This window comes from Enterococcus sp. DIV2384, assembly GCF_050534975.1.
GTDB classification, from domain to species: domain Bacteria; phylum Bacillota; class Bacilli; order Lactobacillales; family Enterococcaceae; genus Enterococcus; species Enterococcus faecalis.
Genome location: NZ_CP172905.1, coordinates 664,387 through 677,750, shown reverse-complemented (window position 1 = coordinate 677,750; position 13,364 = coordinate 664,387). Strand labels below are relative to the sequence as shown.

The window sequence follows — 13,364 nt, the reverse complement described above, 5'->3', positions numbered from 1 at the left end:
CATCATACAACATAAAATGAATCTTGTAAATAGTTTTTGTGATATTTTTCACAACTATTTATAATTTTTTTTATCTCAAAAAAAAAGACCTATTCTTTTTTCTAGAATAAGTCTTCAATATCATGCCAGTCCCTTAAAGGATTTTTTGATGTCTGTGCCAATAATTGTTGATAGTCAAAAAATTCATTCGGCTTAACCTTCTGAATGTCTTTGCGACAGTCTTTGACAGATAAACGGGCTTGCTTTTTCCAACGATAGGTGAGTAAATAAGTCAATAAATCTTCTTCGTTGATGGAAGAATAACCTAGTTCACGAAAATTTTGGCACTTCTTTTTAATACTTTTATTGAGCATTTTTTGTTGTAACCAACTTAATTTTTCCTTTGTCATGGGCTCTTCTCCTTCCAACCAAGCGAAAGATTGCTCACTTTCTAACTATCTTCCAACACTATAAAAAGGAACCTTTTTTGTAAACTTAATAGTTAAAAAGGACTTAGGACGTAAGTCCAAATGACCTACCTTCCTAGTCCTACATTTTAAGATAAACGACACGAGCGGAATAGGAATTATCTCTTCTTATTGGCTTTCTCGTGTGACTACTGGTCACAGTTTCGCCTTTGAAAAGCCTGTTCCGCTCTCTCTAACCATTAAATGAATTAGTTGATTCGTTTAGTCTTTCTTTTCTTTTGAAGGATCTGATGTTTCAGGAACTTCAGTTACTTCTTCTGTGACTGTCTCTTCAACTTCTGTGACTGGTACACTAGTTACTGCTGAATCATTTGTAACGGCAGTTCCAGGTGTTACAGTTCGAATTGCTGCACGGTCAAATTCTAAGACAATACCTTCGCAATCGATTAAAACTGTTTTTTCGTTGATTTCACTTAAAACACCATGTAAACCACCAATTGTGACAACACTATCGCCAGTTTTCATTGCGTTTAGTTGTTTTTGACGTTCTTGCTGTTGTTTCTTTTGAGAACGTGTCATGAAAAACATCATTCCTCCTAAAAGGACTAATGTAAAAATCATTGTAAATCCGCCACCCATTTGTTTCACCTCACTCTGCATTATTCACACTACTAACTGTATCAAAAAAATGCTTGAAGAACTAGTTTTTTCCTCTAATTTTTAGAAACTTTTTGCATTCGCTTTATTAAAGCCATATTCTTCAAAAAACGCTTGTCGGAATTCTAATAAATTGTCGTCCATAATTGCTTGACGGACATTTTTCATTAAGTCTAACAAGAAGTATAAATTATGATACGATGTTAAACGGATTCCGAATGTTTCATCACATTTAATCAAATGACGAATATAGGCCCGCGTATAATTACGACAAACATAACAATCACATTTTTCATCAAGCGGACGAAAATCTCTTGCATATTGGGCATTTTTAACAACCAAGCGACCTTGTGAAGTCATACAAGTACCATTGCGCGCAATACGTGTTGGTAGCACACAATCAAACATGTCAATCCCACGAATCACTCCATCAATTAATGAATCAGGGGCACCCACACCCATTAAGTAACGTGGTTTATTTTCAGGAATTAACGGTGTCGTAAAGTCTAAGACTCGGTTCATTTCTTCCTTAGACTCACCAACAGATAAGCCACCAATCGAATAGCCAGGAAAATCCATACTCACTAAATCTTTAGCACTTTGACGACGTAAATCTTCAAATCCCGCACCTTGAACAATACCGAATAATCCCTGTCTATCAGGATTCGCATGGGCTTTTAAGCCACGCTCAGCCCAACGAGAAGTCCGTTCAATCGAGCGTTTGACATACTCATAGCTTTCATCAAATGGTGGACATTCATCAAAGCTCATCATAATATCTGATCCTAATTTATTTTGAATATTGATCGCTTTTTCTGGAGAAAGGAACATTTTTGAACCATTTAAATGATTTCTAAAATGCACACCTTCTTCTTCGATTTTCCGCATATCACTTAATGAGAAGACTTGGAAGCCACCTGAATCAGTTAAAATAGGTTGATCCCAGTTCATAAATTTGTGTAAACCGCCTGCTTCTTCGACTAAATCTTCACCTGGGCGTAACCATAAATGGTAAGTATTACTTAAAATAACACCGGCACCCATTTCTTTTAATTCTTCTGGTGACATTGTTTTAACTGTCGCAAGTGTCCCTACCGGCATAAACATTGGTGTTGGAAATGTGCCGTGAGGAGTAATTAATTCACCTAAACGCGCACCTGTGTGTTTATCTTTTTTGATTAAACGATAACGAATGGCTGGTTCCGTCATTCATTTCCCTACTTTCTACTATAATTTGTCCTCCCATCATCATACTTTTTTTTTATTGAATTTGCAAGGATTTCTCAAGGTTTCTTTTTTCAAAAAAGGATCCTTAAAAAACAGCAACTAGTTCAAATAATTCAAATGAGCTAGTTGCTGTTTGGCACTTATTTTGTCGCTGTATATTTTTCTAAATCTTGCATCGCTGTTTTCACAATTTCAGGGGTAATTTTTTGTTTCATATAATGAATCGTTTCGCCTTCTATACAAGCACGTTCTGCTACTTCTTGATACTCGGCTTCAGTTAAGTCCATCTCCATTTCTTTTAAAGAAATAGGCAAACCTAGTTGGTGATAGAAAGGAATCAATTCAGCGATTTCTTGCCACTTCTCTTCAATGGCTAATTGAACAAACACACCATACGCCACTTTGTTTCCATGCAATTGTCGATGGCTAGCTGGCAGCAAAGTTAGTGCATCATGAATGGAATGGGCACCTGCTGTCCGACCATAATCATCGCCAAAGCCACCCACCATTCCACCAATAATTAAATTTGTTTCGATGACATCAATAAACGATTGATTTAATTGTTGCTCTTCCATCGCTTTTAAAGCATTGATACTTTCATTTAACAAAATATCGCGACATTTTTCCGCGGCAAAATGAGAAACTTGAATAGGTAACACTTGGACGTCTAACTGCGAAATAATCGCATCTGCTTCGTACCATTTAGCTAATGTATCCCCAATACCTGCCACCATTAAGGACCGAGGCGAATGCAATAACACTCTTGGTTCTACCAACACCAAAGCGTTTGCTTGCGGAAAAACGTCATATCGTTCCATTGCTCCATCTTCTCGATACATTACACTCAATGGCGTGCACGGTGCACAAGTAGCTGCTAAAGTGGGCAAAATAATTACCGGTAACGCCATTTTGTGTGCTAAGGCTTTGCCCAAGTCGGCCACTTTTCCTCCACCAACAGCGACGATGGCCTCTAAATGATTGTCCAGCACTTGCGCTTCTAACTCTTGCACACGTTGATCTGTACAAACACCTCCATAGTTTTCAAAAACAGCTGTTACTTTTTGAAACGTCGGAAAATACGGTTTTGCCGCTTGCCATGACTCAGTCCCGTGTAAAATGAATACACGATGAATATTTCTGCATAATAGTTGTCCTTCTAATAATTCCCACGAACCAATTTCGCAAAGATACTCTTGTGGTGTCCCTCTCACAATTAATGATTGTTCCATCTTGAAAATCCCCTTCATTTTTGACTTTTGAAAATTTTTTTGAAAAAGTTGTATTTTTTCAACTCTACTACTTTTCCTTTTACATATTCTATGATATGATAAACCACATCATAACACAATAAATTTTTATACATTTATTCGCTTTTTTTGAATATTTATAAAAATAATACAAAAAGGAGTTTACGCAAATGACCAAATGTAAAAAATGGCTACAGACGATTTTACCAATTTTATTCTTGTTGCTCTCATTATTACCTATTAAAGAAACTTTTGCAGCCGAAAACGATCCAGTCTATGACAAAATCATCCAAAAGGGAGAACTAGTTGTCGGCTTATCCGCAGACTATGCCCCTTATGAATTTCATGCAAAAGTAGATGGTGAAGATAAAATTGTCGGTTTTGATATTTCTATTGCTCAAAAAATTGCCGACGATTTAGGCGTTAAATTAAAAATCGAAGAACTAGGCTTTGATGCTCTGTTAGGGGCCTTAAAAACTGGCAAGATTGACATGGTCATCTCTGGCATGTCGCCAACGCCTGAACGATTAAAAGAAGTAGCTTTTTCTCAACCATATATGAACGTTCAACAAAGAGTCATTGTTCGGAAAGAAGACAAAGATAAATTTCATTCCACTAAAGATTTCGAAGGCGTTCGTGCAGGTGCCCAAAAGCAAACGACACAAGAAGAATTAATTAAAACCGAATTAACCGGTGCTGTCCCTACTTCTCTTCAAAAAATTCCAGATTTAATTATGAATCTAAAAAATAATAAATTAGATGCAGTCGTTATGGAAGAACCGGTTGGCGAAGCCTATGTTTCTCAAAATGAGGATTTAGCTTTTGCTGATGTTACCTTTGAAAAAGGCTCAAAAGATACTGCCGTTGCTTTTCCTAAAGATGCGCCCGTTTTGACGGAGAAAGTAAATGCCTCTATTAAACAAATTAATGATCAAAAATTAATGGACGGTTATAAAAAAGAAGCCAATCAATTAATGTTCCAAAAAGATCAAAGCTTTTTACAAAAGTATGGAAAGTTCTACCTTAACGGTGCAGGCTATACCATTTTCCTAGCTTTCATTGGTGTTTTGTTTGGTGCCATTTTAGGGGCATTACTTGCCTTAATGAAGTTAGCCAATTCCAAAATTTTACGTGGCATTGCCATTGCTTATATTGAATATGTTCGTGGCACTCCTTTGCTTGTTCAAATTTTTATTGTCTATTTCGGGACAGGCGTTCTTGGTTTAGACTTATCAAAAGTAGCAGCTGGTTGTATTGCCCTTTCTCTAAACAGTGGTGCATATGTAGCAGAAATTATTCGTGCTGGTATTCAGGCAGTTAATAAAGGACAATTGGAAGCTGCTCGTTCTTTGGGAATGAATCAAAACCAAGCAATGCGATACATCATTTTCCCACAAGCTATTAAAAATATTTTACCAGCGTTAGGCAATGAATTTGTTACAGTAATTAAAGAATCTTCCGTTGTTTCAGTCATTGGTGTTTCGGAACTAATTTTCCAAGCTGGCAACGTTCAAGGAGCAAGTTTTAAACCCTTCTTACCTTACTTAATTGTATCGTTAATTTATTTCGTCCTAACCTTTACTATCTCACGTCTATTAGGTGTTGCTGAAAGGAGAATGAGTACTAGTGATTAACATTAAAAACTTACAGAAAACATTTGGAAAAAATGAAGTACTTAAAGGAATTGACTTAGAAATTGAAGCTGGTGAAGTTGTCGTAATTATTGGCCCTTCTGGTAGTGGTAAAAGTACTTTTTTACGTTGCCTGAACTTATTAGAAACACCAACTGGTGGCAGCGTTGAATTTGAAGGAAAAAATTTATTAGATAAAAATACCAACATTGATCAACTTCGTCAAAAAATGGGCATGGTATTCCAAAATTTCAATCTTTTCCCGCATAAAAATGTCTTGGAAAACTTAACGATTAGTCCTGTTAAAGTAAAAAAAGAAGCCGCTGCTGAAGCCACAGAACATGCTCTTTCTTTACTGGAACAAGTCGGTTTATCAGATAAAAAAGAAAATTATCCCGCTCAACTTTCTGGTGGGCAACAACAACGGGTAGCGATTGCTCGTGCTTTAGCCATGCGCCCTGACGTGATGCTGTTCGATGAACCAACTTCTGCCTTAGACCCTGAAATGGTGGGCGAAGTGCTATCCGTTATGAAAAATTTAGCTATTGAAGGGATGACAATGGTAGTGGTTACCCATGAAATGGGCTTCGCAAAAGAAGTCGCGGACCGTGTCATTTTTATGGATGCAGGAATTATTCAAGAAGAAGGCACACCTGAAGAAATTTTTGATGCGCCACAAAACCCAAGAACACAAGATTTTCTAAGAAAAGTTTTATAAAAAGGAGCACCTGGTATGGATCGCAAGAATATCGCAACACGTTACCAACAACCTACTGAAAATTTACTCATGGATATTGCAACATTGGCGAAAAAGACCCCAAATTTAATCGATTTATCGATTGGTGACCCTGACTTAATTACCGATGAGCGGATTATCGAACAAGCAGCTAACGATGCCAAAAATGGGCATACAAAATATACCGCTTCTGATGGTAGCGAGGCATTCATTGAGGCGGTCATTCAGTTTTATCAGTCACATTATCAATTATCCTTTCAACCGAATCAAGTCCGGGCCACAGTTGGCGCTCTGCACGGAATGTACCTTGCCTTACAAGTGATTCTAAATCCTGGAGATGAAGTGATTATTCATGAACCTTACTTCTCTCCTTATAAAGACCAAGTCCTTTTAGCAAATGGTGTTCCTGTCTTTTTACCGACTTATGAAGAAGATGGTTTCCAAATTGATGTAGCTCTTTTGAAAGAAAAAATCACGCCTAAAACCAAAGCGATTATTCTAAATTCACCGAATAACCCGACAGGCGCTGTTTTCTCTGAAGAAACTTTCAGAGAAATCGCACAGGTAGCGATTGAACACAATTTATACATTCTTTCAGATGAAGTTTATGAAGCCTTTTGTTTCCAAGAAACGTTTACTCCCATGGCAATGTTTGCTCCAGAAAATACTATCACTTTTGGTAGCTTTTCAAAAGCCTTTGCAATGACTGGTTGGCGTATTGGTTATATGATTGCCCCAGACTATATTAACGAAGTAGCCAAATTAATTAATGAAGGCGTTACGTATTCTGCGCCTACGTTGTCACAGCAAGCAGGAATCTATGCGTTACAACATTTTGACGAATTTGTAGACCCAATCGTTGAAGTGTTCCAAACACGTTTAGAGTATGTGGCCCAACGAGTAGCAAAGATCCCTTTCCTTTCGCTTCATCCAGTCAAAGGAAGTATTTACGCCTTCATTAACATTCAAAAAACCGGACTAAGTTCCGTTCCTTTTGTGGAAAAGCTTTTAAAAGAGACACAGGTATTAGTGATTCCTGGAAAAGCATTTGGTGAAACAACGGGCGATGAGTACATTCGTTTAGCCGCAACACAAAATTTAGATTTATTAAAGGAAGCGTTCGATCGAATTGAAAGAATGGCCTTTTAAACTGACAATAAGCATGAAAGAGATCAATTATGATTACTTTCATGCTTATTTTTTAATCCCTTTCAAGAAAAATCATTTTAATTATATAAATTAAATATTAAAAAAAACCTATTTTAAACATATAAATAAAAAATACTACGTTTCAAATTAAAACAAACCCAATTGAATACTATCTATATTTCATGATTTATATTTAACAACATGAAAATCAATATAATTGAAATCAATTGAAATTATTTAACTGAAATAACATAAAAATAATTAGATTATTTTATTTTAAAATGCTATAATTATTATACTTGGAGTTCAAGTATATTATTTAAAGTTAGGAGTTTTGTAAATGAAAAAAACATTGTTAAGCACTTCATCGTTATTCTTTTCTTTGTTGGTTGTTGTTGGATTTACTGAACACGCAAATGCTGCTGATTTTATTCCCGGAAAAATTGTAGAATCAGAGGAATTTGACGATTCTGAACGGGTGGTTGTTTTACCTGACGGTGCCGCTATCTCTGGTGGAATTTTTGAAATTGATGATCCAAACTTGTTTCCAGAACCCGTTGTGATTGATACCGAGACCTCCCCTTTAGCAATTACTACTAATGAATATAAAAAAATGGTTGAAGCAAAACCTTTAATCAATCGTGCTGATTTAGTTCGCAGAGGCTCACCTGCTCCAACTACCGCGGCTGGAACTTACACTGTTCCAAATAACGGATTATATAGATCCAATTACTTTAGCGGAAGAGGTTGGCGCTTTGCAGGTTACAATTTCAGGCCTGCGAGTGGAACAGGTGCTTATCTACGTTGGCAAACCTATAATGATTCAGCTTTGGTAGGAACAACCCGCAATGCCAGGGATACATACAACACAGGAACTGGTTTTGGTACTATCATGACCCCTGGCTATTCGATGTATTTTACCGGGCCAGGTAATCTAACTACCTACTATTCTTTTAACCCTGCGCCTAATTCTTATTATATCGTCCGCAATTGGTAATCAGAAAGGAGAAACAAAATTATGAAAATAAAACACTCTTTTTTTAAAGCGACGACAGTACCTCTTCTATTAGGGACTTTGTTCATTAGTTCAAGCTTATTAACTAAAGCTGCTTTAGCAGAAGATACCACGACAACAGCTACTATCTCTGAAGCCACTGAGCCTATTGTAACTACTGAAACAGAAAGGACCTCCCCTTCTGTAAACGAGGAAAATCCGACCATTAAAGCTGCCCTTGAGGATGCTAAAAAATCTCCAGAATGTTGGTTACCCATATTTGAAGAGGAAAATTTCACAGAAGCAACCACTATTCTTGTCATGCCAGAAGGAGCCTTTATATCAGGCCAAATTGAACTAGGTACCGGCGAATCTTGGGATAGCGATACTGACCCAAATGCAACAACATTAGGTGAATTACTAACTGCTTTAGATGAGCACGACTTAAATCCTTATGGTGAAAAAGGAACCTCTCCTTTTAAGAATTCAATACATTCATGAAAATAAAAAAACGACAGCCATTGAGCCGACCCCCAAAAGTTAGACCTAGAAATCTAACTTTTGGAGGTTTTTTTGTATGGCAAAATACAGTTTTGAATTTAAACTTAAACTTGTTCATGACTACTTATCTGGTCAAGGAGGTCTAAGGTTTCTCGCAAAGAAGTATGGGTTTAAAGATAGTTCTCAAATAAGCAAATGGATAAATGCCTATAAAGAACTTGGTGAAGAAGGCCTACTTCGCAGTCGAAAAAATAAGAATTACTCTGTTCAATTTAAGCTAGATGCGATAGAGTTATATTTAACAACAGAGTTGTCCTATCAAGAAGTAGCTAATCTTCTAAAAATGAACAATCCATCATTGATTGCGAATTGGCTTAGAACGTATCAGAAGTTTGGTATAGAGGGACTCTCTAAACAGAAAGGACGTCCACCTACCATGTCTAAAAAGAAACGAAATGAACCCCAACCACTACCAAGTGAACGATCTCAAGTAGAGAAACTAGAAAAAGAAAATAGAATGTTAAAAATTGAGAATGCCTATTTAAAAGAATTGAGGAGACTGCGTTTAGAGGACGAACAAAAAATGAACGAATCGCACGAATCATTCACAGTCTCCGAAGACACTTTCGATTAAAAGATATTTTGGAAACCCTAAGGTTTCCAAAATCTACTTACATGTACTGGCAAAAACGCCTCGACAGAACAGCTTCAACACAAATCATCGAAGAAGAAATTCAAGCGATTCGTAAAAAACATCAACATTATGGCTATAGAAGGATGACCCAAGAATTGAAACGACGTGGATTTCAAGTGAATAAAAAGAAAGTCCAGCGATTAATACAAAAGTTAAAGTTACAAGTCAAAGCTTTTACTAAGAAATCAAGAAAATATAATTCCTATAAAGGAACCGTTGGTAAAATCGCTAAAAATTTGATTCGTCGCCGATTTAAAACCTCTGTTCCTCATCAAAAAATTACAACTGATACAACTGAATTTAAGTACTTTGAAGCAGATAACGCAGGCATCTTTCGTCAGAAAAAACTATACTTAGATCCATTTATGGATATGTATAATAGTGAAATTCTAAGCTATAGCCTTTCTACTCAACCAAATGGTAAAACAGTTATGGAAGGTCTGAAAGAAGCAATTTCTCAAACAAATGATTGTCCCTATCGGCGCACCTTTCACTCTGATCAAGGCTGGGCTTATCAAATGAATGTCTATATACAAACATTAAAGGACAACAATATCTTTCAAAGTATGTCTCGAAAAGGAACCTGTTTAGATAATTCTCCTATGGAGAATTTCTTCAGTATCCTAAAACAAGAAGTGTACTATGGAAAAATCTATCAAAGTCAAAATGAATTGAGAGAAGCAATTGAGAACTACATTTATTATTACAATCATCACCGAATCAAGGAAAAACTTAACTGGAAAAGCCCAGTAGAATTTCGACAATTCAATCAAAAAACTGCATAAAAATAGAGTGGAAAAATCCACTCTATAAAAAGTCTAACTTTTTGGGGTCACTACACATATTACAATGGTTGTCGTTTTTTTATTTTTAGATTTCTTCTATCAATTCAATCGCTTGCCCACCAACATGCGGTGGAATCGACATAGTCATCGGTGGCAAGCCCACGACTGTGAAACGGACTTTGGTCCCTTTTTTCAAGTGAGTCAGTGGGATGCTTTCCTCTAACTGTTCAACAAGTATGTTTAAAATTACCCCATGAGAAAATAAGGGCACAATAGATTCTGGATCACTTTCTGCTTGGATATTTTCTAAATGTAATCGCATTGACAATGGCTGCGTCTCATTTAACACACCAGCCTCTGCTAACTTCCCTGTAAAAACAGCAATTTTTTCAGTCATTTGTTTGCCTCCTTTTTAAACATCATATTGAAGAGAATTAATTCCATCCCCTAAAAATTCTGAAGCGTTGTTAAATTCGGCAGGATCATATTTGGTATAGGAAACTTGTAATGTCAAAGTAATATTCCTTAAGGTTTCAGAATGGGCAAATTTCTCTTGAGCTTGTTGTTTGAATTCTTTTCTAGTAGTGTATCCGTCATCCCCATCGCGGAAAATTAATAATGCCCAAGTCGGCGGTGTGCCGTCGATAAAGTATGGTAAGAAGCGATCATCTGTTGTCTCTTTAATCGCCGCTGTCACGATTTGTAGCAATTCATTTTTTTGTTCAGGACTTAATAAGTTACGAATACTTTCCCAATAGGCCACTCGGATCACGACTAAATATAACGGCGCTTCATAACGTGTAGAAATGTCAGAAAATAAATCGAATCCTTCCTCGTACATTTTTGCTGTTCTTAAATTAGTTACTGCATCTAACGCATTTAACCGTGAAGTTTCTTTACGTAAGCGAATATTTTCTTCTTCAATCGTACGAATTTGATAAGTCACTGCATAGATTGTTAAACAGTAGAGCGGCGGCATGATTAGCCAAAATAATGAGCCATAGCTAAACAAATCATGATAGACATACTGATATACAACATAAGTCAATTGTAGAAAAATAAATATAAGCGAAAATGTTAACCCCGCTGTAATTCCTACAAAATAGGTAACAATAATTAAGATAACTGAAATTAATAGACAACTTAAGTCCACAAAGAAATCATTCGTTCCTAAGGCCATAAAGATGGTTGTGCCGACAACCAAAACAATTCCTACCAACAAAGTTAAATCCAAAAGTAAGGTCACTCGTTTTTGATTCACTCTATTCCCCACCTTTCAAATTCTTCTTCACGATGAAGAACGCACTTAATCCAATAATGGTCATACCAATTAAGAAGACAAATAGATAAATCATTAATTTATGATTATTGACAATTCGTTTACCTAATGATTCGTTGCTAACGTTGCTTACACGTTTTTTGAAACGATAATCATAGCGACGATAGTTCGGATCGACCACAATGGCATCTCCTTTGTACATAGAAGTATTCTTCTCTGTATTCACTTGTGTAGAGGCTAAAAAGACACCTTGTGATTTAGCTCCTGTTAAGATTAACGCCGCGGCTTTCGCATTATATGGAGAAAACATTAACTGCGCCGTACCGATTTGTTTACCATAATCTTTTTCAATGCTCAGTTTCTCGTTTGAAACAAAACGTGTGAAGTCCTTATCATAATGGAAATATAATTGATCGTTTAACTTACGAATCATCGGATTATCCTTAGGCGTACCAAAAATAATCAAGTTATGATTTTCTAATGCCGCATTTTTAGGCGCTTTTTTATAATACGTAATCTCACCGACATTACTTTCGGCATAATTACCAATTAAGTTAAATAGATTGGTCAACACTTTAAAATAGTTATCGTCCATTTTTTCTGGTAATAAAATCGCTAAATCAGCAAAAGAACGGCTTCTGATAAAAATGTTCGGATAGTTATTAAATAATATGTCATTAAGTTCTTCTGTTTGAATAAACGCATTCGAATTATTTTCAATAAAGGCCCATGGAGTCTGACCATTTCGTAAAACTTCTGGTGATTTAACATTCAAATCAAAAGCGACTTTTAAAACAAAACTATCAGCAATTTCTAAGTTCTTTGGAAATTCGAGATTTAATTCATCACCGTTCGCACGAGTAGCGGTTAATTTCTTGCTGCCAATTGGTTTATCATTGGCATAGACCGTCACTAAAGAAGAATCAAAATCTAAGTTTTCAGCGTATTTAAAATGTAAATGCACGCGACTTCCATTGGCATTGTTTCGATCCACTGGTAAATTGACAAAGTACGTTTGTTCTTGGTGATAGGCCCCTTCTAGTTTGTCCCCCGTTGAGGTTAATGGATAATTTCCATCAAATTCTAAAGTTGAACTAAACGTATCGGTATTCTCATCAACTGTTGTCTCTTCTTTATGTGTTTGGGTCATTAATTCATAATTGGCTAAATAACGTCCCGCACGAACAAGTAAGTCCTCATCTTTAGAAGTAGCTACTAAAACATGCTTATCTGGTTGATTGAAAAATTTTAAGACAGCCTGGTCCTCCACGCGTTTGCTATCAATTTGACTTTTATACTGATCTGGTAATTTATCATAGCTGGCAATAATCAACTGATAGGGTGCTGACTGTTCTTTGTTCAAAGAAGCCATTGGCAACAATTCTTCTGAGGTAGTAATCAAACGAGCAGCACCAGCTAACGCATGGGTCGCTGCAGCTAATTCTTTTTCCGATGCATTTTCTGGTGTCAAAATAACACTGTGTTTATTCGCAATCGTGTCTGCTCCCACAAAATGATTATAAAAAGAATGAATCGTATTCTCTGGTAATTGTAAATCGTATTGGAAGTTTACGTTAGATCCTTCATACATCGTTAACCAATTTGCTGGAGTTTCAATTAAATTATACATGTCGTTTCCTGCCTGATTAATAATTTGGCCTTCAACAGTCAATGTATTTGTCTCTTTAATCAGTTCCAAAGGGATTTCAATCGTCTTTTGTTGAATACCAGTCGTATTTTCAGGACGCCAAGAATAAAACTTCACACCATTAACCGCCACAGTTAAATCTGAGGTCTGATTATTTTTTAATTGTGTGATTTGGTAGGTCATATTGAATGATGCTTTTTTAACGTTCCAATAATCAATTTTTGTAAAATACATGGTGCTACGGACAGAAGTACCTGTTAAAGAGATTGTTTTATTTTGAAAAGGTTGTGTAAAGGTATGGTTGTCTTGTTCTTTGTTTTCGGCGTATACGGTCGGACTTGCGACACCAATCAGAATTGCCAGAAAGAACAACCCTATTAAAGTGACTGTTTTTTGTTTCATTGCACGT

General features: G+C 36.3%; 12 protein-coding genes and 1 pseudogene. 6 read left to right on the top strand and 7 right to left on the bottom strand.

The annotated features are described in order from the left end of the window. Positions 1–101: 101 nt before the first annotated feature. The 4 genes from IGK54_RS03240 to IGK54_RS03225 form a co-directional block, all read right to left on the bottom strand. Positions 102–407 (bottom strand): post-transcriptional regulator, encoded by a 306-nt coding sequence (locus IGK54_RS03240; RefSeq protein WP_002364719.1) that lies wholly within the window; start codon positions 405–407, stop codon positions 102–104. A 261-nt stretch (positions 408–668) separates the two neighbouring features. Continuing rightward, the gene (gene yajC, locus IGK54_RS03235; protein WP_002383336.1) at positions 669–1,067 is read right to left on the bottom strand and encodes a preprotein translocase subunit YajC; all 399 of its coding nucleotides are present in this window, start codon (positions 1,065–1,067) and stop codon (positions 669–671) included. A 60-nt stretch (positions 1,068–1,127) separates the two neighbouring features. After that, positions 1,128–2,273: a tRNA guanosine(34) transglycosylase Tgt gene (tgt, locus tag IGK54_RS03230; RefSeq protein ID WP_002355772.1), complete on the bottom strand. Its 1,146-nt coding sequence runs from the start codon at positions 2,271–2,273 to the stop codon at positions 1,128–1,130. A 158-nt stretch (positions 2,274–2,431) separates the two neighbouring features. Further along, positions 2,432–3,538, bottom strand: coding sequence for an iron-containing alcohol dehydrogenase family protein (locus IGK54_RS03225; RefSeq protein WP_002358821.1), 1,107 nt, complete (start codon positions 3,536–3,538; stop codon positions 2,432–2,434). A gap of 170 nt (positions 3,539–3,708) precedes the next feature. Here IGK54_RS03225 and IGK54_RS03220 point away from each other — a divergent pair, with 170 nt between their 5' ends. From IGK54_RS03220 to IGK54_RS03195, 6 genes and pseudogenes are all read left to right on the top strand, one after another. Continuing rightward, positions 3,709–5,172, top strand: a complete 1,464-nt coding sequence (locus tag IGK54_RS03220; RefSeq protein ID WP_002355770.1) for an ABC transporter permease subunit — start codon at positions 3,709–3,711, stop codon at positions 5,170–5,172. Next, the gene (locus IGK54_RS03215) at positions 5,165–5,887 is read left to right on the top strand and encodes an amino acid ABC transporter ATP-binding protein (protein ID WP_002355769.1); all 723 of its coding nucleotides are present in this window, start codon (positions 5,165–5,167) and stop codon (positions 5,885–5,887) included. Before IGK54_RS03220 ends, IGK54_RS03215 begins: the two co-directional genes overlap by 8 nt. 15 nt (positions 5,888–5,902) lie before the next feature. Continuing rightward, a complete protein-coding gene (locus IGK54_RS03210) occupies positions 5,903–7,054 on the top strand; it encodes a pyridoxal phosphate-dependent aminotransferase (RefSeq protein ID WP_010825072.1) in 1,152 nt (383 codons plus the stop codon). A 340-nt stretch (positions 7,055–7,394) separates the two neighbouring features. Next, on the top strand, positions 7,395–8,051 hold the full coding sequence (locus tag IGK54_RS03205) for a hypothetical protein (RefSeq protein WP_010825071.1): 657 nt from the start codon (positions 7,395–7,397) through the stop codon (positions 8,049–8,051). Between the two features lie 21 nt (positions 8,052–8,072). Beyond that, the gene (locus IGK54_RS03200) at positions 8,073–8,549 is read left to right on the top strand and encodes a hypothetical protein (RefSeq protein ID WP_002383333.1); all 477 of its coding nucleotides are present in this window, start codon (positions 8,073–8,075) and stop codon (positions 8,547–8,549) included. Positions 8,550–8,625: 76 nt separating this feature from the next. After that, positions 8,626–10,028, top strand: a pseudogene (locus IGK54_RS03195) (IS3 family transposase). A gap of 85 nt (positions 10,029–10,113) precedes the next feature. Here the strand turns inward: IGK54_RS03195 and IGK54_RS03190 are convergent. From IGK54_RS03190 to IGK54_RS03180, 3 genes are read right to left on the bottom strand one after another with little or no spacing between them, the layout of a single operon-like run. After that, positions 10,114–10,425, bottom strand: a complete 312-nt coding sequence (locus IGK54_RS03190; protein WP_002368147.1) for a hypothetical protein — start codon at positions 10,423–10,425, stop codon at positions 10,114–10,116. Between the two features lie 15 nt (positions 10,426–10,440). Continuing rightward, positions 10,441–11,301 carry a hypothetical protein gene (locus IGK54_RS03185; protein WP_002385041.1) on the bottom strand — a complete coding sequence of 287 codons (861 nt, stop codon included), beginning with the start codon at positions 11,299–11,301 and terminating at the stop codon, positions 10,441–10,443. Then, positions 11,291–13,357: a cellulose biosynthesis cyclic di-GMP-binding regulatory protein BcsB gene (locus IGK54_RS03180; protein WP_430603193.1), complete on the bottom strand. Its 2,067-nt coding sequence runs from the start codon at positions 13,355–13,357 to the stop codon at positions 11,291–11,293. Before IGK54_RS03180 ends, IGK54_RS03185 begins: the two co-directional genes overlap by 11 nt. Positions 13,358–13,364 lie beyond the last annotated feature (7 nt).